This window comes from Flavobacterium sp. (assembly GCF_031409475.1).
Lineage (GTDB): Bacteria > Bacteroidota > Bacteroidia > Flavobacteriales > Flavobacteriaceae > Flavobacterium.
In genome coordinates this window covers 20,205-40,388 of sequence record NZ_JANNXH010000050.1, presented here as the reverse complement: position 1 = coordinate 40,388, position 20,184 = coordinate 20,205, and the positions used below count along the sequence as shown (strand labels likewise).

Sequence of the window (20,184 nt, the reverse complement as noted above, 5' to 3'; positions counted from 1 at the left end):
GAAACATAGAAAAAAAGAGTTAGATAGCCCACTTCATGGGTTCAGATAGCTATGATTTTCTTAAAATAAGTGAAACGCCTTTTAAAATTCACAAAATCTATGTTTCTATGTGGTAAAAAAAACGAATTACACCCAACGGGTAATTTTTAAAAAGAATATATCTTAATTATAAATTAACATTTGTTATGTAACAAAGTAATCCTAAATACGTCTACTTTGCAATACTAAAAATAGGATATGAATTTGAGACTACAATTTATTTTTTCGATGCATTTATTTATAGTTTGCAATTCCATTTTCTCTCAAGAAATTAGCAATAGCGAACTCGGAAAAGAAAAAATTACCCTAAGCGGAACTATTACGGATTTAAGAACCAATGAAACCCTTATTGGCGTCAACCTTTTTATTCCTGAGATTAAAGCCGGAATTACTAGTAACGAATATGGATTTTATTCTATCACCGTTCCCAATGGAAATTACACCATACAAATTTCTTATGTTGGTTATGAAACCATTTCCGAAACAATCCTATTAGACAAAACCCAAAAAAAGAATTTTTCATTAATAGAAACTGGGGAACAATTAGACGAAATAATCATTTTAGAAAAAAAGACGATTAACATTCGTAAACCTGAAATGAGTACCAACAAACTTTCAGGAAATACCATTAAAAAAATTCCTGTTGTGCTTGGCGAAGTCGATGTTTTGAAAGCACTTTTGACTTTGCCCGGAGTTACAAATGCTGGTGAAGGACAATCCGGTTTTAATGTTCGTGGTGGTGGTGCAGATCAAAATTTAATCCTGCTTGATGAAGCTACTATTTTTAATTCATCACATGTTTTTGGATTTTTCTCGGTTTTCAATCCGGATGTTATTAAAGATTTAAAGCTTTATAAAGGTGGAATTCCAGCTCGTTTTGGCGGAAGAGCATCTTCTGTTTTGGATATTTATCAAAAAGATGGAAACAGTAATAAATTAGGAATTAGCGGCGGAATTGGTTTAGTATCGAGTAGATTGTTGATTGAAGGTCCAATTGTAAAGGACAAAGGTTCGTTTCTTATTGGCGGTCGTGGGTCTTATGCGCATCTCTTTTTAAAATTAGCGGACAATCCAAATTCGGCTTATTTTTATGATTTAAATACTAAAATGAATTACAAAATAAACCCCAACAATAATTTATTTCTATCCGGTTATTTTGGTCGTGATGTATTTAGTTTGAACGATAGTTTTGTAAATACGTATGGAAATTCAACCTTAAACTTGCGTTGGAATCATTTATTTACGGATAAACTATTTTCGAATTTATCCTTAATTTATAGTGATTATTATTATGGTTTAAATCTAGATTTAATTGGTTTTCTATGGAATTCAGGCATAAAAAATTATAATATCAAATATGATTTTAAAAATTATATTAGCGATAAAATGAAATTGAATTATGGAATTAACGGCATTTACTATGATTTTAATCCCGGTATAATTGAACCCTCAAATGCAAATTCTGGAATAAACTACAGACAATTAGAAAAAAAATTCGCTTTTGAACCATCCCTTTATATTGATGCTGAACAAAAAGTTACCGAGAATTTATCACTTTCTTACGGATTACGATACAGTATGTTTTATCGATTAGGAAGTTCAACCGTGAATCTTTATCAAAATAATCAAGCGGTAGTTTTCAATACCGATTTACAAATTTATGAAAAAGCAACACCAATTGGTGTTAAAAATTACGACAGCAATAAAGTAATTGAAAGCTATAATAATCTGGAGCCGCGATTTGCAGCTTCGTATCAATTGAACGAAAATCAATCTGTGAAAGCGAGTTACAACCGCATGACACAGTATTTACAGTTAATCACAAATACGGCTTCGCCAACACCTCTGGATGTTTGGACACCAAGCGATCAATTCATCAAGCCTCAAATTTTGGACCAAGTGGCTTTGGGTTATTTCAAAAATTTTAATAATGAAAATTACTCTTTAGAAATAGAATCATTTTACAAAAAAACAAAAAATCGTATCGATTATATTGATGGTGCCGATTTGATTGCAAATGAAGCTATCGAACAAATTATTTTAAACGGCGAAATGCGGGCTTATGGTTTAGAAGTGTTATTACGCAAAAACACAGGAAAATTGAGCGGTTGGATTGCCTATACTTTATCCAAATCAGAACAAAGAACGCCAGGCAGAAACGCTACAGAAACCGGAATAAACGAAGGAAATTGGTATCGCTCTGGTTACGACAAATTACATAATTTATCTATTACGAGCACCTATGATTACAGTAAAAAATGGACTTTTGGAGCCAATTTTGTTTTACAAACAGGTCAACCCGTAACGTATCCGATTGGTCAGTACGAATATCAAGGCATCACAATCCCAAGTTATGGTTTGCGCAATGGAAGTTCATTACCTACGTATCACCATTTAGATGTTTCGGCTACTTATGTTCCAAAACCAAAACCAAATAAAAGCTGGCAAGGCGAATGGGTTTTTAGTATTTATAATCTTTATGGTCGAAAAAATGCCGCTTCAATTTCGTTTCGACAAAATGATACTTCGGGTGCAAACGAAGCGATTCGATTGTCAATTTTTGGAATAGTACCCGGAATTACTTATAACTTCAAATTTTAATTATTATGAAACGATATAAAATAATATTGATTTTAATTATAACAATCTTCGTTTCGAGTTGCGAAGATGTAATTGATGTTAATCTGAATACAGCAGCACCACAATTAGTAGTTAATGCTTCTATCGAATGGAAAAAAGGAACTTTAGGAAACGAACAAAAAATAAAATTAACCACAACAACAGGGTATTTTGACAAAACAATTCCAACAGTTTCTGGAGCCAACGTTAATATAAAAAATTCGGATAACTTAAGTTTTAATTTTATAGAAATACCCAATACTGGCGAATATGTTTGCACAAATTTTGTTCCTATTATTGATAAGCAATACGAATTAACCATCATTCTAAACGGGCAAATCTATACGGCAACCGAAACCTTAAAAAGTGTTTCAACCATTACTACTATAACTCAAAATGACAAAGGTGGCTTTACGGGTGATGAAATCGAGATAAAATCGTTTTTCCTTGATCCCGGAAATGCAGCTAATTATTACATGCTTAAATTCAAATCCAGCATTACGGTAATTCCGTCCTATGATATTTTTGACGATAGCTTTACACAAGGAAACGAAAATTTTGGGTTGTATATTAATGAAGACATTAAAACTGGAGACAATCTAGACATAACCCTTTTTGGTATTTCGAAACGCTATTTTGAATACATGAGAAAATTAACAGCCGTTGCTGGCAGCAGCAGTGGCGGACCATTTGCAACAGCTCCAGCCACCGTTCGTGGAAATATTGTGAATCAAACTAATCCTGAAAATTTTGCTTTTGGCTATTTTAATATTTCCGAAACGGATTTTAGAAATTATATTGTAAAATAAGGAGCCAATCCAGCCATTCATTACAAAAAAACTTCCTTAAAAACAGTTTTACAAAGGTTTCAAGGAACTTCCTTTGGTCGTTCTTGAAACCTAGCAAAACTAAAGTTTTTAAGGAAGTTTTGTTTTTCATTACTGTCTGGGCTATTGATCTAAGATTGAAGATTAACGATTTTTGTCCCGAAAGCTTTCGGGATTAGATTTTTCATACATTTACAAAATTCTATTTTCTTTATTCTATTCTCTACTGTCTGAAATCTAAAATCTAAAATCCTTATGTCCTCACACCATATTGTTCGCGAAGACCAAGAACCTGCATTAATTATTGCAAATGGTGCTTCGTGCAACCCCGAATTATTAGGACAATTATTAGAATGGTCGCCACTTGTAGTTGTACTGGATTCCGCTATGGAAAGAGTGATGCAATTAGACATTAAAGTCGATGTGCTGTTAGGAGATTTCGATAGAGGATTTGACCCAGAAGTCTATAAAACATCGCAATATCCAATCGAAATTGTTCACACACCGGACCAAAACAAAACCGATTTAGAAAAAGCATTCGATTATCTTATAGCAAGAAAAATTCCAGCAGTAAACGTAATTTGGGCAACTGGAAAACGTGCCGATCACACCATTACAAATTTGACAAATAGCACTAAATATCGAAATTTGTTGAAGATTGTAATTCTGGATGATCATTCTAAAGTTTTTTTATTACCAAAAAAATATGAAAAATGGTACACAGCAAATACGATTATTTCACTAATACCTATAGGAAAAGTAACTGGAATTCACACTCAAAATTTGCACTATTCGTTACAAAACGAAACCTTAACAATAGGCTACAGAACTGGTAGCAGTAATCATGTCATTAATGATGGAATTGTGAGTATTGAGCATACAGACGGCGATTTATTATTAATGGAATGCAGTGATTAATTAGGCGATAAAACATACTGAAATTAGTTTCCTACATCTATAATTCTTAACTATCTTTGCAAACATTCAAAATGAAAAATGAAAGCGAAAATAGTTGCCGAAAAAACCAATTTACATCCTAGAAACAGCCATAGATTGGGATATGATTTTGGATTATTAACACAAAAATATCCCGAATTAAAAAAATTTGTTGCCCTCAACGAACATCATATCGACTCGAGCCATAGCGAACAGGCGAAGCAAACCATCGATTTTAGTAATCCACATGCTGTAATAGCACTCAATACAGCTTTGTTAATTTCAGATTACGACATTCAGAATTGGGATATTCCTGAAAATTATCTTTGCCCACCAATTCCCGGACGAGTAGATTATATCCATTACATCGCAGATTTATTAGCCTTACACAACAATGGTATAATTCCCGAAGGAGAAAATGTAACAATTTTAGACATTGGTATTGGAGCAAATTGTATTTATCCAATAGTAGGAAACTCCGTTTATGGCTGGTCTTTTGTTGGGACAGATATCGATGAAAATGCGATTCAAAATTGCAAGAAAATTATAGAAGCCAATCCCAAATTAATAGACGCAATCAGTCTGCAATTACAAACGGAATCTCGTTTTATTTTCAAAAACATCATCACTCCCGAAGATAAATTTGCTTTCACGATTTGCAATCCACCTTTTCATAATTCGAAAGATGAAGCTACAAAATCATCCATTCGAAAAGTAAATAATTTACAATCCCGAAGCTTTGAGGAAAGAACCAAAAATCCAATTTTGAATTTTGGAGGACAAAATACAGAACTATGGTGCGAAGGTGGCGAAATTGGATTTATTATTCAAATGATTTATGAAAGTGCAAAATATCCCATGCAAGTGTTATGGTTCACCACTTTGGTTTCAAAAAAAGAAAATCTTTCAAGAATTTATAAGACATTATCTAAAGTCAGTCCTATCGAAATAAAAACAATTGATCTGTCTCAAGGTCAAAAAATCAGTAGAATTGTAGCGTGGACATTCTTGAGCCCGACCCAACAAAAAAACTGGAAGTTTTAATATTAGTATTAAACCATTGGCTATAAATGTTTAATTTTTAGAAATATAAAAATTGAAATGCATAGATACATAAAAAAAAGATTTGTCTAGACCAATTCTTGGTTTCCACATAGCCTATGAAACGACTAAATTACATCTACATTAACTATGTATCTGTGCGTTTAAAAAAATATAAATTGAACTACACCCAACGTGGTTAGCCTTAAAATAATTATACGATTACAATACTAAATCAATAAACGAAAAAAAATATTGAATAATTTACGTTATTTTAGCAAAATTTCTTATCTTAAGAAATTAAATTAAAAGCTTATTAACTTTATCTTTTAGAAACAAGAATATTGAAAACCCATACAAAATATTCAAAAAACCTTGATGATTCAACGCTTTGGAGCAATCTAAAAGCAGGTGATAAAGTTGCCTTCTCTTTTCTTTTTAAAAAATATTACGAAGATTTAGTTCGGTATGGAAAATCCTTGAGCACTTTTCCTGAAAAAGTTGAAGACTGTGTTCAAGATGTTTTTACAGATTTATGGGTTTATAAAAATAAATTAAGTGATGTTGCACTAGCAAAACCCTATTTATTAGCCAGCGTTCGCAAACGCATCATTAGAACTCAAGAACGGGATTCTATTTTTAGCAAAAGTACTTCTTTAGATTCAGTTTCTTTTCTATTCGAATGCTCTATTGAAGACCATTTTATTGCAGCTGAAACATCCGACTCAAAAATTTTATACCTCAATAAGTTATTAAATGAATTGCCCGCAAGACAAAAAGAAGCCTTGTACTTAAGATTCAATCAAGGATTAACCGTGTCTCAAATAGCAGTTCTACTCGATGTTAATTATCAGTCCGCAAACAACCTTTTGCACCGTGCCTTATTGAGTTTACGCAAAGAATGGAACGGAACAAACACAGTACTCTAAATAGTTGTTATTATTATTTAAAATTTTAATAAAATAATGAGTATTAAATAAAGATACTGTCCTTTCTATAATTGTAACCCTATATTTCAATGAATCAACGTAATAATTATACTCAATTAGAAGACTTCCTAGAAGATGAATCCTTTAAACTTTGGGTTTACTTCAATGAAGACGAGCAAGGTTGGGAAGAATGGACTTTAGAAAACCCAGCAAGAGCGAAGCTTGTTGAAAAAGGAAGACAATTGTTGCTGGCAATGAAAATTCCAAATTCTAGTTTTTCTACATCTACCATTCAAGCTGCATTAAACGCTACTTGGGACAAAATTGAAATAAAAGAGGAAAAGAACATCAATAAAAAATCAATACTAAAACCTTGGAAAAACAAGTGGATTACTCAAGTTGCTGCAATTTTTATTGTAGGATTTTCTCTAGTTTGGGTTTATGATAAATACCTAACCAAGTACGATTCTGTGCTTACTTATAATGAATTATTAAAAGAAAATTCTGGTGGTTTAGTAGAGCAAACAAACAACGACGACAAACCCCAAATTATAACCCTGTCCGACGGAAGTTCCGTATTACTTCAGCCCAAAAGTAAATTGAGTTATCCAAAAATATTTATTGGTAATCAACGAAAAGTTTATTTATCTGGAGAAGCTTTTTTTGAAATTAGTAAAAATCCACAAAAACCATTTCTTGTTTATGCAAATGAAATTGTTACTAAAGTAGTAGGTACCAGTTTTAAAATAAAAGCCTATGCCAATCAACCGGATGTAGAAGTTGTAGTGCGAACCGGAAAAGTAAAAGTAAAATCGAACCAGTTGATTGCAAATTCAAACCATCAAGAAATTGTATTATTACCCAATCAAGCCTTAAGATTCAAAAGAGAAAATCTTACATTTAATAAAATCACTGATATAACACAAGACGAAGCTTTAAATAATTCGATAAGCAACATAGAGCAATTAGGTTTTGAATTTACTGATATTCCTGTAAGCCAAATATTTAAAACAATAGAACAAGCTTATTTAGTAAAAATTGATTATCAGCATACAAAATTAAAAGACTGTTATCTTACCACATCACTCGGAGATCAGCCATTACCAGAAAAACTCAAAATCATTTGTCAAAGTATTGGCAACAATACAAGCTATGAAATGAACGGAAACCAAATAATAATTATATCAAATGGATGCAATTAAAAATATAAAAAAAGGTCGAGAACACATTTAAGCACTCGAAAAACAAAAAAAACTATTATTTCTTTTTAAAAATATAAATACTCCAAACAAACTCAATAATAACCAAACAAACCAAAATTATGAAAAAAACTGTCCTTAAAAAACGATTATTAAATCGAATTATGAAAATTACATTATTTCAATTTGTGCTGGCAATTGCATTTTCGAGTGTCGCAATGGCAAATGATGTAATAGGTCAAAAAAAACTGGATACAAGAGTATCAATTACAGTAAACCAAATGAGTTTAGACAATGCTCTAATTAAGCTCGAAAAATTAGCGAAAGTAAAATTTTCATACAATTCGAGAATGACTCAACTCAATCAAAAAGTTAGTGTCAATGCTAAAAATGAAATACTATCAAATGTACTTACCCGTATTTTAAAACCTCTGAAAATAAATTATTCCGAAGTTAGCAATCAAATTGTGTTGCAAAATGAAAACAATCAAAACATAGGTTCGAAGGAAAACAGTACTTCAATATCAAGCGAATCGATTCTTGCAGAAACTACAATCAAAGGAAAAGTAGTAGATGAAAAAGGAGATTCACTTCCCGGAGCATCAGTAACAGTAAAAGGAACTACTAAAGGAACTACAACAGATTTTGATGGAAATTATACCATAACTGCAGACCTTGGAGCTGTTTTACAGTTTTCTTACGTAGGACTTGAAACTCAACTTGTAACAGTTACAGGCGAAACTATGAATGTAACCTTAAAAGGAAGTGAAGAAACACTGCAAGATGTTGTAGTAATAGGTTCCAGAAACCCTGCAAGAACTGTAACGGAATCTGCAGTGCCTATTGATGTAATTAGCATGAAAGAAATTGCTTCTCAAGGACCACAAGTAAACTTGAACCAAATTTTGAATATGGTTGCTCCATCTTTTACTTCAAACACTCAAACTGTAGCTGATGGAACAGATCACATTGATCCTGCACAATTAAGAGGTTTAGGACCAGATCAAGTTTTGGTTTTGGTAAACGGAAAAAGAAGACACTCTTCTTCATTAGTAAATATAAATGGAACTCCAGGTAGAGGTTCAGTAGGAACAGATTTAAATGCTATTCCTGCCTTTGCAATCGAAAAAATCGAAGTTTTAAGAGATGGTGCTTCTGCACAATATGGATCTGATGCTATTGCTGGTGTAATAAATATTAAAGTAAAGAAAAATACAAACGTACTAGACGTAGCACTTTTTGCTGGAAGTCATTTTTCTGAAGGAGCAAACAACCATGAAGGTGGAAATGACGGAAGCAATTACCAGCTTGATTTAAACTACGGAACAGGACTTGGTAAAGAAAAAAGTTTCATAAATGCAACTGCTAGTATCCAACTTAGAGATGCTACAAGTAGAGCAAAAGAAGTTACGAATACTTTATTCAACGGCTACAACGCAGTTGAACAAAGAGCTTTAGAAAATAACCTAAACATCAATTCATTATTTGGTAATATTACAAATACACCAAACAGTGCTCAAATAATTGCAGCATTAAAAACTTATGCTCCACAAGTGAGTTATTTTACTCCAGCTCAACAAGCGGCAATTAACGGAGCTTCTACAATTTCTCAAATGCAAACTGCGTTAAACTTTGATGCGACCGCAGGCGAATTAGCCTATAGAGGACTCGAAAGAAAAGATTTTAATATGCGTGTTGGACAATCATCTTTGAAAAGCGCCCAATTCTTTTTAAATGGTGCTTACCCATTGAGTGAAAATGTAGAATTGTATGCTTTTGGTGGAACCAGTCATAGAAATGGTGAAGCTGCTGGTTTTTATAGAAGACCTAATCAAGCCAGATCTTACACCGGATTGTATCCAAACGGATTTTTACCAGAAATTCATTCTACCATAAATGATGTATCTGCAGCCGCAGGTTTAAGAGGTAAAATGTTTGATAAAACTTGGAACTTTGATTTGAGTCAAACAATGGGTAAAAACTCCTTTGATTATAATATTGAAAATACCGTAAATGCTACTTTGAGAGAAAATTCTCCAACTGAATTTGATGCAGGTGGATTAGCATTTATTCAAAGAACTACCAATTTTGATATGAATAGAAAAATCGATTTTCTAAAAGGATTTAATATTGCATTAGGTGGAGAATACCGTTATGAAAAATATCAAATCAATCCAGGCGAGCCAGATTCGTACTTACAATACGATATAAACGGTGCTGCTGTAACAGGTACAACACCTGCAAATATAAGAGTTACCGATTTTTATGGTGCTGCTAGACCAGGTGGATCACAAGTTTTTCCAGGTTTTAGAGCAGCGAACGCGACAAATAAATCAAGATACAGCAAAGCGCTTTATGCCGATTTAGAATTAGATGTTACGGATAAATGGTTGGTAAACGGAGCCATTCGTTTTGAAGATTATTCTGATTTTGGAAACACAACAAATTATAAATTAGCCACACGTTATAAAATAACAAACAACATCAATTTTCGTGGTGCAGCTTCAACAGGGTTTAGAGCACCATCCTTACACCAAATTTATTTTAATTCAACAGCGACACAATTCGTAGGTGGTGTACCGTTTGAAGTTGGAACTTTCAGTAATGATTCGCCAGCAGCTAAACTTTTAGGAATTCCACAATTAAAACAAGAAGAATCAAAAAGTGCTAGTGTTGGTTTTACTGCTAAAATTCCAGCGGTAAATATTACCATGTCAGCAGATGCTTATATTGTTGAAATTGTTGACAGAGTTGTTTTGACTGATCAATTTGCTAGACCAGGTGGAACTCCAGTTTCTGGATCTCCTGCAGCTGTCCTCAACGGATTATTTGACTCGGCTGGAGCTACAGCGGCAACATTTTTTGCTAATGCAGTTGATACCAGATCAAAAGGAATTGATGTAGTTATAAGCCAAAAAGCAAATTTTGGAAACGTTACTTTAAAAACTGATTTATCAGGAACTGTCTCAAATACCAGAAGAATTGGTGAGATTCATGCCTCTCCTATTTTAGCAGCAAACGGGCAAATAAACCGATATTATTCTGAAGCAAGTAGAGTATATCAAGAAGAAGCGGTTCCAAGAATTAAAGCTAATTTAACGAATTCACTTTCGTACAAAAAATTCGATTTTTTCTTGAGAAACGTATATTTTGGTGAAGTAACAGATCCTAATACAGTTGATGTAAATAGAGACGGAAGAATCGAAGGTGCAATAATCAATGGCCAAGCCGTAGAAATAGAACATCCAGTTTGGGGAGCAAAAATAATCACAGATTTATCCATTGGGTATAACATTACAAAATCAGCAAAAATTGTAATTGGTGCTAATAACATTTTAGACATTTATCCTGATTTAAATTTAGGTCCAATAAGTGCTATCAGACCAAGATTAGTAGCCGGCGCTCTTGACTATACAGCACCTCCAGCTACTGTTAATTTATCAAATGAGAATCAATTTGTTTACTCGAGAAACGTATCGCAGTTTGGTCAAAACGGTCGTTTTTTATTCGCAAGAGTAAGTTATAAATTTTAGTTAGTTTTTTTATTATTAAAAACCATTCGTTTACTCGGATGGTTTTTTTTTGTAATTTTGTTAAAATCTATTTTTGATGAGCATACAGTTTTTAAAAAAATTACATACCGGAAAAAGAGATGATTTTGACTTTAACTTCCTGAAATTAATTATAAAAAAATACCGCAGATTCGCAGATTTTTAATTTGCGAATCTGCGAATCTGCGGTAAAATTTTGAATCATAAAATTTCAAACTTTGTAACTTTGCAAATCTGAATCATTTTAAATGAACTTCCAAGTAGTATCTGATTACAGCCCAAAAGGCGACCAACCGCAAGCAATTGAAAAATTGACTCAAGGTATTATCGAAAACGAAAAATACCAAACCTTACTTGGCGTTACTGGTTCTGGTAAAACATTTACCGTTGCCAATGTCATCGAAAATGTGCAACGCCCAACACTAGTTTTAGCCCACAACAAAACGCTTGCTGCGCAATTATACTCGGAGTTCAAACAATTTTTTCCTAATAATGCGGTAGAATATTTCGTTTCCTATTACGATTATTACCAACCCGAAGCTTTCATGCCGGTAACTGGAATTTTCATCGAAAAAGATTTATCGATCAATGAAGAATTAGAGAAAATGCGAATGTCAACCGTGTCCTCACTCCTATCTGGACGTCGCGATATTATTGTGATTTCTTCGGTTTCTTGCTTGTACGGAATTGGAAATCCTATTGAATTCCAGAAAAATGTAATTCCAATCGAGAAAGGGCAAATCATTTCTCGTACTAAATTATTGCATCAATTAGTACAAAGCTTATACTCCAGAACCGAAGCTGATTTTAATCCAGGGAACTTTAGAATAAAAGGCGACACACTCGAAGTCTATCCAAGTTATGCCGATGAAGCGTTTCGGGTTCACTTTTTTGGCGATGAGATAGAAGAAATCGAAAGCTTTGATGTAAAGAACTCATTTGTTATCGAAAAATTCGAAAAACTCACGATTTATCCAGCCAACATGTTTGTAACATCGCCTGATGTATTGCAAAATGCCATCTGGGAAATCCAACAAGATTTAGTCAAACAAGTCGATTATTTCAAGGAAATTGGCAAACATCTCGAAGCCAAACGATTGGAAGAGCGCACCAATTTCGATTTAGAAATGATTCGCGAATTGGGATATTGCTCCGGAATCGAAAATTATTCCCGCTATCTCGATGGACGTTCTGCCGGCACAAGACCTTTTTGTTTGTTGGATTATTTCCCAAAAGATTACTTGATGGTTGTGGACGAAAGTCATGTCACACTTTCGCAAGTTCATGCTATGTATGGCGGCGATCGAAGTCGTAAGGAAAACTTGGTCGAATATGGTTTTAGATTGCCCGCAGCAATGGACAATCGTCCGTTGCGATTTGACGAATTCGAAGCCATGCAAAACCAGGTCATTTATGTATCTGCAACTCCAGCCGATTATGAATTGCAAAAAACCGATGGCGTTTATATCGAACAAGTCATTCGCCCAACAGGATTATTGGATCCAATTATAGAAATTCGTCCCAGTTTAAACCAAATTGATGATTTAATTGAAGAAATTCAAGTTCGTGCCGAAATTGACGAACGCGTTTTGGTCACTACTTTAACCAAAAGAATGGCCGAGGAATTAGCAAAATATTTATCCAAAGTTAATATTAGATGCCGTTATATCCATTCCGAAGTCGATACGCTTGAACGCATCGAAATCATGCAAGATTTACGAAAAGGTATTTTTGATGTTCTCATTGGTGTTAATTTATTGCGAGAAGGTTTGGATTTACCCGAAGTTTCCCTCGTTGCCATTCTCGATGCAGACAAGGAAGGTTTTCTGCGCAGTCATCGTTCACTAACTCAAACCATAGGTCGTGCGGCAAGAAACTTAAACGGAAAAGCCATTATGTATGCAGACAAAATTACCAACAGCATGCAAAAAACAATCGATGAAACCAATTACCGCCGAACCAAACAAATCAATTTCAATACCGAGAATAATGTTGTCCCAATGGCATTGAACAAGAAAATAGAAAGCGCTTTTACCAAAAATCCTTTAGTTGATTATGAATTGGGTTACAATTCTTTGCATGTTGCTGCCGAACCTGAAACCGAATATTTATCGAAACCAGAAATTGAAAAACGCATTCGCGAGAAACGAAAATCCATGGAGAAAGCAGCCAAAGATTTAGACTTTATGCAAGCTGCAAAATTGCGTGATGAAATCAAGGCGTTGCAAGCGCAGGTATAAAAAGTAGTATTTTTTAGAGTTAAATCTAAAATAAAGTAGTATTTTTGCGATTACATTCTACTATTTTATAGTTTATATATGAAAAATATACAGCGACAAATTATAAAGGACTTGCAAAATGATTGTTTTAAAGGCAAAATAATCGTTATCTTAGGAGCACGACAAGTAGGTAAAAGCACCATTATAAAAATGCTAACCAACAACCAAAGTCAAGAGGTTTTATGGCTTGATGGAGAAAACGCCGATGTCCATTTGTTATTGCAAAACCCCAATAGCGAACGATTAGCACAAATTACCGGCAACAATAAATTTATAATAATTGACGAAGCTCAAAAAATAAATAACATTGGTAGTATTTTAAAACTTTTTGCCGATTATCACAAAAATATTCAAGTAATCGCCAGTGGCTCGAGCGCTTTTGAACTCCGAAACACACTAAATGAACCACTAACTGGGCGTAAATTCGAGTTTTATTTGTATCCAATTTCATTTCAAGAGATGGTTACTCAAACCAATTTATTACAGGAAATTAGACAACTGCCACAACGAATGCTTTATGGGTATTATCCCGAAATTGTTACCAATATTGGACAAGAAGAACGATTGCTTAAATTTTTATCAGAGAGTTATTTGTATAAAGACATCTTTTTATTTAAAGGTATTAAAAAGCCTGAAAAAATATTAGAACTACTCAAATTATTGGCTTGGCAAATAGGTAGTGAGGTAAACTATAATGAACTTTCGAGAACTTTAAAAATAGATAATCAAACCGTTGAAAGTTATATTACAATGCTCGAACAAGCTTTTGTAATTTATAAACTAAATGCGTATCACACCAACCAACGCAACGAACTCAAAAAATCAAAGAAGATATATTTCAACGATTTAGGCATTCGCAATGCATTGATAAACGATTATCGTCCAATGGAATTGAGAAATGATGTTGGTAATTTGTTTGAGAATTTTGTTATAAATGAAATGCGTAAACAAAATGAGTACAAACAAATTTATGCCAATTTTTATTTTTGGAGAACCACTGACCAAAAAGAGATTGATTTGATTATCGAAAAAAATAATACATTGGTAACTTATGAAATAAAATGGAATGCTACTAAAAAAGTGAAATTAACCAAGAGTTTTAGTAATATTTATAGCAATTACACTTTTGAAGTTATTAATAAGAATAATTTTTTTGAGTTTATTTGAAAAGATTAGCGAAAAAAAAGCAAATCCATGGAGAAAGCAGCCAAAGATTTAAACTTTATGCAAGCCGCAAAGTTGCGTGATGAAATCAAGGCGTTGCAATATCAAGTGTGAAAATGTAAGAAATTTATAAAGAATTAATTATATATTTGATTGTAATAAATTAAGATGTTTATCCTACTTATCTACCCTAAATTAGGTGGCTTTGTTTGATTTTATAATACAAAAAAAATGAGTTATGGGCTATAGCAAACGTTGACAACAATCAAATAACATCTTGACTAAATGATTCCACAAAAAATACAAGCATTATTTGAGTTTATCGATTTTTTGGACAAAAACAAAACAGAATACATCCAAAAATACATTCCGCTTTGCAATGAACTTAAAGAACTTGATAAACAAAGAAACGCATTAAAACCTCACGAAAATTACAAAGACAAACAGTCTTACGAAAACATTCAAAAACAAATAAAGGAGAAATTTGAACCTATTACAGATAACATTTACACCCCAATCAAAAGTAAATTGCAAGAATTAGGAATTTGGTCAGGAGATGATGTTTATACGAGCATTTGGAATAACAATATTTCTGAAATATCAGATTTCAAAAGAAATTTTTCAGAAGAAGACGTAAAACAAATTTTTCAATACAAACAAAAATATCTGAGTTTTAGAGCTGAAGCAAATAGTGATTTTCTTTGCCTTTCATTTTTACTTTCCAGCTTAGACGAAATACTGAAAGAACTTTTTGATTTTTTCAAAGATACAAACGAAAACGAATTTGACAGTTTTGAATCTAAAACAATTGAAGTTGAAAGTTTTGCTGAAATAGCAAAAAACATAAAAGAAAACAGGGGGGAAAATGTAAAATATTCTATTCCTACTGAAACTGTTTTTGAAAAAAAACACACACCACCAAAAGCAAAAACCGCAGACATAAAAAATGAATTTAATATTTATAATATGAGAGATAAAATTGAAGTAGGCACTATTTCTAATAACAGCGGACAAATTACCATAGGCAAAGACAACAAAACAGAAGTAAATAGCAATGATGAAATTGCTAAAAAATCGTTTCGTTGGCAAAAACGCGACACAATCATTACAATAATCATCGGAATTATTGGACTAGTGATAGCATACTTATCGATGGGAAAATGACTTTAGCATAAACTGACAAAGCCACAGCCCATAACTGCTACTACAAACAATTTGGGCAATTGGTTTAATGGAAAGTTAGTTTTGTTCTGGAAGATTTGGCAAATCCGAAAACAGTGCTTAATTTAGTCCCAAACCCGCTGTAGTGCCAAGACGTTGGCGGTAATACTATCGCAGAAACTCAAAAAACAGAGACTAACTAAAATATTGAAAAAAAATATGGTAATTGAAATTGCAAAATGGACGATAATTGCTTTCGGAATATTCTTTATATGTGTCGGTGGAGTTATGCTAATTAAACCGAAAATGGCAAGAGAAACTTTAAGAAAAGCGGGAAGCACAAATTTTATAAACTATGCAGAAATAACAATCCGAATGATACCTGCAATCGCACTAATTTTATGCTCTGATTATTCAAAATATCCAGAAGTTTTTAAAATATTTGGTTGGTTTATGCTAATTACTTCTTTTGTCCTATATTTTGTACCAAGACATCTTCATCATAATTTTTCAAACAAAGCAGCAGATATATTGAAACCATTATATTTTCAATTAATCTCACCTTTTTCAATCATTATCGGAATAATTATTATTAATTCTGTAACATAAACATCAGAAAATAAAGCCTAGCGCTAACAGCCTTTTTAAGAAATTTGGGTTTTAGTCCTGTCCCGAAGTTTCGGGATAAAGTTTGTCATTGTTCTAAAAAACCCTAATTTAACTGTTCTTGAAAAATTCTTAACACTATTTCAGAATCAATAATAGCATTGGGCGTATTTGCCATCAACTCTAGTATTCGTTTTATAGCAAATGGATTCAATCCCATAAGAACACCAATTTCACGAATTTTTATTTGTTCGCGATCGTGTAAAACTCCATCACAATGCATCAACAACGCCAAACGATAAAATTGTTGAATGCGTTCGAACTCTGATTTATTGATTATGGTGTGCAACTCTTGATGGAATAAATCATCAAATTCCGCTTTATCAAATCCCAATTCTCCCGCAATCATGGATAAAAACAAATATTCCTTTTTATGCAAATCGCCATCAATAATAGAAAACGCAATCATTTCTGAGAGTAAACTAATTTTTTCAGCTTTTGTATTCATCAAGTTGAGTATTTTTGGCTAAAATATTGTTTTTAATTTAAAACAACAAAACCAATTTCAATGATTCGAAAACTATCCCTATTACTCCTCTTTTTCATCACGTCATCAAAAACTTTGGCGCAGCTAAGTACAGCTTCAACACAAGTTTCAACTTTCACTATCGAAGCACCACAATTACAGACGACAAAGAAAATTTGGATTTATTTACCAAAAAATTATGCTACCTCAAAAAAGAAATATCCTGTAATTTATATGCACGATGCGCAAAATTTATTTGACGCCAAAACATCTTTTGTAGGCGAATGGAATGTTGACGAAAAACTAGACAGTATCAACGCACAAGTCATTGTGGTGGGAATTGAACACGGAAACGAAAAACGAATGGAAGAATTAACACCTTACAAAAACGCTAAATATGGTGGCGGCAATGCTGATAATTATCTCGAATTTATTGTGAAAATTTTAAAACCTGAAATCGATAAAAAATACAGAACAAAAACCAATGCCCGAAACACCGGAATAATGGGAAGTTCACTTGGTGGATTGACTTCCTATTATGCCGTTTTAAAATATCCTAAGATCTTTGGTAAAGCTGGAGTTTTCTCTCCATCATTTTGGTTTAACCGAAAAGAAATTATAGAATTGACCAAAAATACGCCCAAACTTAAAACCAAAATTTATTTTCTCTGTGGTGACAACGAAGGAGATGCAGACGTGATTCGGGATTTGAATACAATTGACGATTTAGTTTCAGGAAAACGCTGTGATTGTTTGCATCTTACAAAAAAGACGATTGTAAAAGGCGGTCAACACAACGAAAAATTATGGCGGGATAATTTTGTAAATGCGTATCTTTGGCTTTTTTAATTGCAATTTGCATAAAATCATACTCTTATAACTTTTTACACCCATCAACCTTTTTCAAATGACAAACAACGATATCCTCAAAAAACTACGCGTAGCCTTAATGTTGCGTGACGATCAAATAGTTGAAATATTAGAACTAGTAGATTTTAGAATTTCAAAATCAGAACTAGGTGCTTTTTTTCGTGCCGAAGATCACGAAAATTATGTGGAATGTGGCGACCAAGTATTGCGTAATTTCTTAAACGGATTAGTGATACACCTTCGTGGAACCAAAGAAAATCCAAAAAATCCAACAGCAGTTTTAGCCAAACACAAAGCTCAAATTCCTGCAAAAGAAGGTCAAAAACAAAGACCCGAGTTTAAAGCAAAACCAAAAGACGAAGACAGCGCAAGAGGAGATCAAAGTCCATCTAAATCGAAACCCGCTGCAAAAAGAACTTCAAAAAAAGAGTTTCCAAAAGGGAATAACAAAATACAAGTGGTCGAAAAAGTGAAATTTAATTTCGGTAAAAAAAATACTAAATGAAAAAAATTATTTTACTATTAAATGAATTAGAAACTAAAATTGTGTTTCGAGACATAGAAAATTCATCTGTATCAAAAAGTGCCGTTTCATGGCATATCGATCATACTTTAAGAGTTTTAAGTCTTGTTATAGAAACCCTAAAAAACACAAAACCTACTGATGCTAAACGAAAGTTTAATATTCTTAAACAACTAGTTTTTATAACAGGTATTATTCCTAGAGGCAAAGCCAAAGCACCAAAATCAGTTCAATCCTTTGAAGAAATCACTTTAGAAACCTTGAAACTACAGTTTAAAGAAACAAGGTTTTTAGTTTCGTTATTAAATCATTTGAATGTAAATAGCAGTTTTATTCATCCTTATTTTGGGGTTTTAAACTTAAAAGAAACCGAAAAATTCTTGTACCTACACACCAAACATCATATCAAAATTATAAATGATATTATCCAAAAAAAATCCTGAGCTTTGCTCCGCCAGTTGGCTTCGCTCGGGTCGCTCAGGATTTTCGTTGTATAACTATTCTAGAATTAAGAAAGCGCTTTTTTCACTTGGTCTGCAGCTTCTTGAAATTCAACAGCTGACAAGATTGGCATTCCAGAATTATCGATTAATTCTTTTGCAATAACTGCATTAGTTCCTTGCAAACGAACAATTATAGGCACTTTAATCGCATCACCCATATTTTTGTAGGCATCAACAACACCTTGAGCAACACGATCACAACGAACGATTCCACCAAAAATATTAATTAAAATTGCCTTTACGTTTGGATCTTTCAAAATAATACGGAACGCTAATTCTACACGTTTTGCATCTGCTGTTCCACCAACGTCCAAAAAGTTTGCGGGTTCAAAACCTGCATATTTTATTAAATCCATTGTTGCCATCGCAAGTCCTGCACCATTTACCATACAACCTACAGTTCCGTCAAGATCTACATAGTTCAATCCTGCTTCTTTTGCTTCAACCTCAATAGCATTTTCCTCACGAACATCACGCATTTCGGCTAATTTTGGATGACGAAATAAAGCGTTATCATCTAAATTAACTTTGGCATCAACAGCAATAATTTTATTATCCGAAGTTTTTAAAACTGGATTAATTTCAAACATCGATGCATCAGAACCAATATATGCTTTATATAAAGCATCTATAAACTGAACCATTTCTTTGAAAGCATTTCCTGAAACACCTAAATTAAAGGCAATTCTACGAGCTTGAAATCCTTGTAATCCTACAGTTGGATCAATTTCTTCATTAAATATTAAATGTGGAGTATGCGCAGCCACTTCTTCAATATCCATTCCGCCTTCCGTAGAATAAACGATCATGTTACGTCCTGTAGCTCTATTTAATAAAACCGACATGTAAAACTCTGAAGTTTCACTTTCGCCAGGATAATAAACATCCTCTGCTACTAAAACTTTGTGTACTTTTTTACCGGTTGCTGAGGTCTGAGGTGTTATCAATTGCATTCCTATTATTTGTTCCGCAATTTCCTCAACTTGTTGCAGATTTTTGGCCAGTTTTACACCACCACCTTTTCCTCTTCCGCCTGCGTGAACTTGCGCTTTTATGACATGCCAACCTGTTCCTGTTTCTGCCGTTAATTGTTTTGCTACAGCAACAGCTTCTTTTGCATTATTAGCAACATAACCGCGTTGTACCTTAACACCATAACTGGCTAATATTTCTTTTCCTTGGTATTCGTGTATATCCATAATGATGTTTTTGTCAAATTTCTGAATTAATTTCAGATTTAAAGTGGGACAAAAATAGCAAAATTAACCTAAACTGTTATTATTTTTTTAATTTTATATGGAGTTCCTTTATGTTTATTTTATTGCTGTAAAATACAGCAATGCAACTTAAAATATTATAAATAATAATCCCCTTTTTGTTATAATTTTTGAACTAAAATTATAAGTAACCT

The 20,184-nt window shown here is 33.0% G+C and carries 16 protein-coding genes and 1 pseudogene; 15 read left to right on the top strand and 2 right to left on the bottom strand.

What is annotated here, in order from left to right; genetic code table 11:
* The first annotated feature begins 237 nt into the window (after positions 1-237).
* The 12 genes and pseudogenes from RMO53_RS09705 to RMO53_RS09655 all read left to right on the top strand — a co-directional run bounded on the left by RMO53_RS09705 (position 238) and on the right by RMO53_RS09655 (position 16,354).
* Positions 238-2,640: a TonB-dependent receptor gene (locus tag RMO53_RS09705; protein ID WP_310380072.1), complete on the top strand. Its 2,403-nt coding sequence runs from the start codon at positions 238-240 to the stop codon at positions 2,638-2,640.
* A gap of 5 nt (positions 2,641-2,645) precedes the next feature.
* Positions 2,646-3,467: a DUF4249 family protein gene (locus tag RMO53_RS09700; protein ID WP_310380071.1), complete on the top strand. Its 822-nt coding sequence runs from the start codon at positions 2,646-2,648 to the stop codon at positions 3,465-3,467.
* A gap of 273 nt (positions 3,468-3,740) precedes the next feature.
* Complete coding sequence (locus RMO53_RS09695; RefSeq protein ID WP_310380069.1) at positions 3,741-4,403, top strand: thiamine diphosphokinase; 663 nt, start codon at positions 3,741-3,743, stop codon at positions 4,401-4,403.
* A 78-nt stretch (positions 4,404-4,481) separates the two neighbouring features.
* The gene (gene rlmF / locus RMO53_RS09690) at positions 4,482-5,465 is read left to right on the top strand and encodes a 23S rRNA (adenine(1618)-N(6))-methyltransferase RlmF (protein ID WP_310380068.1); all 984 of its coding nucleotides are present in this window, start codon (positions 4,482-4,484) and stop codon (positions 5,463-5,465) included.
* 341 nt (positions 5,466-5,806) lie between these two features.
* On the top strand, positions 5,807-6,391 hold the full coding sequence (locus tag RMO53_RS09685; RefSeq protein ID WP_310380067.1) for a sigma-70 family RNA polymerase sigma factor: 585 nt from the start codon (positions 5,807-5,809) through the stop codon (positions 6,389-6,391).
* A gap of 89 nt (positions 6,392-6,480) precedes the next feature.
* Entirely contained in the window at positions 6,481-7,593 is a 1,113-nt protein-coding gene (locus RMO53_RS09680; protein ID WP_310380066.1) for a FecR family protein, read from the top strand.
* A gap of 119 nt (positions 7,594-7,712) precedes the next feature.
* Complete coding sequence (locus RMO53_RS09675) at positions 7,713-11,123, top strand: TonB-dependent receptor (protein ID WP_310380064.1); 3,411 nt, start codon at positions 7,713-7,715, stop codon at positions 11,121-11,123.
* A gap of 266 nt (positions 11,124-11,389) precedes the next feature.
* Positions 11,390-13,381 (top strand): excinuclease ABC subunit UvrB, encoded by a 1,992-nt coding sequence (gene uvrB, locus RMO53_RS09670; RefSeq protein ID WP_310380062.1) that lies wholly within the window; start codon positions 11,390-11,392, stop codon positions 13,379-13,381.
* A gap of 78 nt (positions 13,382-13,459) precedes the next feature.
* Positions 13,460-14,587: an ATP-binding protein gene (locus RMO53_RS09665; protein WP_310380059.1), complete on the top strand. Its 1,128-nt coding sequence runs from the start codon at positions 13,460-13,462 to the stop codon at positions 14,585-14,587.
* A 9-nt stretch (positions 14,588-14,596) separates the two neighbouring features.
* A pseudogene (locus RMO53_RS14465) lies at positions 14,597-14,698 on the top strand (UvrB/UvrC motif-containing protein); the annotation flags it as partial.
* A 171-nt stretch (positions 14,699-14,869) separates the two neighbouring features.
* A complete protein-coding gene (locus RMO53_RS09660) occupies positions 14,870-15,748 on the top strand; it encodes a hypothetical protein (protein WP_310380057.1) in 879 nt (292 codons plus the stop codon).
* Positions 15,749-15,964: 216 nt separating this feature from the next.
* Complete coding sequence (locus RMO53_RS09655; protein ID WP_310380056.1) at positions 15,965-16,354, top strand: hypothetical protein; 390 nt, start codon at positions 15,965-15,967, stop codon at positions 16,352-16,354.
* Positions 16,355-16,457: 103 nt separating this feature from the next.
* On the opposite strand, the gene RMO53_RS09650 is transcribed toward RMO53_RS09655, so the two are convergent.
* Positions 16,458-16,859 (bottom strand): excinuclease ABC subunit B, encoded by a 402-nt coding sequence (locus tag RMO53_RS09650; protein ID WP_310380054.1) that lies wholly within the window; start codon positions 16,857-16,859, stop codon positions 16,458-16,460.
* 60 nt (positions 16,860-16,919) lie between these two features.
* Between RMO53_RS09650 and RMO53_RS09645 the strand changes: the two genes are divergently transcribed.
* From RMO53_RS09645 to RMO53_RS09635, 3 genes are read left to right on the top strand one after another with little or no spacing between them, the layout of a single operon-like run.
* Positions 16,920-17,726 carry an alpha/beta hydrolase-fold protein gene (locus RMO53_RS09645; RefSeq protein ID WP_310380051.1) on the top strand — a complete coding sequence of 269 codons (807 nt, stop codon included), beginning with the start codon at positions 16,920-16,922 and terminating at the stop codon, positions 17,724-17,726.
* Between the two features lie 58 nt (positions 17,727-17,784).
* Positions 17,785-18,252, top strand: a complete 468-nt coding sequence (locus RMO53_RS09640; RefSeq protein ID WP_310380049.1) for a DUF1456 family protein — start codon at positions 17,785-17,787, stop codon at positions 18,250-18,252.
* On the top strand, positions 18,249-18,713 hold the full coding sequence (locus RMO53_RS09635; protein WP_310380048.1) for a DUF1569 domain-containing protein: 465 nt from the start codon (positions 18,249-18,251) through the stop codon (positions 18,711-18,713). The genes RMO53_RS09640 and RMO53_RS09635 overlap by 4 nt, the downstream gene beginning before the upstream one ends.
* 65 nt (positions 18,714-18,778) lie before the next feature.
* Here RMO53_RS09635 and sucC read toward each other — a convergent pair whose 3' ends face one another.
* The gene (gene sucC / locus RMO53_RS09630) at positions 18,779-19,972 is read right to left on the bottom strand and encodes an ADP-forming succinate--CoA ligase subunit beta (RefSeq protein WP_310380046.1); all 1,194 of its coding nucleotides are present in this window, start codon (positions 19,970-19,972) and stop codon (positions 18,779-18,781) included.
* Between the last annotated feature and the right edge of the window lie 212 nt (positions 19,973-20,184).

Excerpts from the sequence above, each read along its gene's own strand:
- RMO53_RS09640 (WP_310380049.1), top strand. The coding sequence starts at position 17,785 with ATGACAAACAACGATATCCTCAAAAAACTACGCGTAGCCTTAATGTTG.
- RMO53_RS09675 (WP_310380064.1), top strand. The coding sequence starts at position 7,713 with ATGAAAAAAACTGTCCTTAAAAAACGATTATTAAATCGAATTATGAAA.
- rlmF (WP_310380068.1), top strand. The coding sequence starts at position 4,482 with ATGAAAGCGAAAATAGTTGCCGAAAAAACCAATTTACATCCTAGAAAC.
- RMO53_RS09705 (WP_310380072.1), top strand. The coding sequence starts at position 238 with ATGAATTTGAGACTACAATTTATTTTTTCGATGCATTTATTTATAGTT.
- RMO53_RS09635 (WP_310380048.1), top strand. The coding sequence starts at position 18,249 with ATGAAAAAAATTATTTTACTATTAAATGAATTAGAAACTAAAATTGTG.
- RMO53_RS09650 (WP_310380054.1), bottom strand. The coding sequence starts at position 16,859 with ATGAATACAAAAGCTGAAAAAATTAGTTTACTCTCAGAAATGATTGCG.
- RMO53_RS09665 (WP_310380059.1), top strand. The coding sequence starts at position 13,460 with ATGAAAAATATACAGCGACAAATTATAAAGGACTTGCAAAATGATTGT.
- RMO53_RS09700 (WP_310380071.1), top strand. The coding sequence starts at position 2,646 with ATGAAACGATATAAAATAATATTGATTTTAATTATAACAATCTTCGTT.
- sucC (WP_310380046.1), bottom strand. The coding sequence starts at position 19,972 with ATGGATATACACGAATACCAAGGAAAAGAAATATTAGCCAGTTATGGT.
- RMO53_RS09680 (WP_310380066.1), top strand. The coding sequence starts at position 6,481 with ATGAATCAACGTAATAATTATACTCAATTAGAAGACTTCCTAGAAGAT.
- uvrB (WP_310380062.1), top strand. The coding sequence starts at position 11,390 with ATGAACTTCCAAGTAGTATCTGATTACAGCCCAAAAGGCGACCAACCG.
- RMO53_RS09645 (WP_310380051.1), top strand. The coding sequence starts at position 16,920 with ATGATTCGAAAACTATCCCTATTACTCCTCTTTTTCATCACGTCATCA.
- RMO53_RS09660 (WP_310380057.1), top strand. The coding sequence starts at position 14,870 with ATGATTCCACAAAAAATACAAGCATTATTTGAGTTTATCGATTTTTTG.
- RMO53_RS09655 (WP_310380056.1), top strand. The coding sequence starts at position 15,965 with ATGGTAATTGAAATTGCAAAATGGACGATAATTGCTTTCGGAATATTC.
- RMO53_RS09695 (WP_310380069.1), top strand. The coding sequence starts at position 3,741 with ATGTCCTCACACCATATTGTTCGCGAAGACCAAGAACCTGCATTAATT.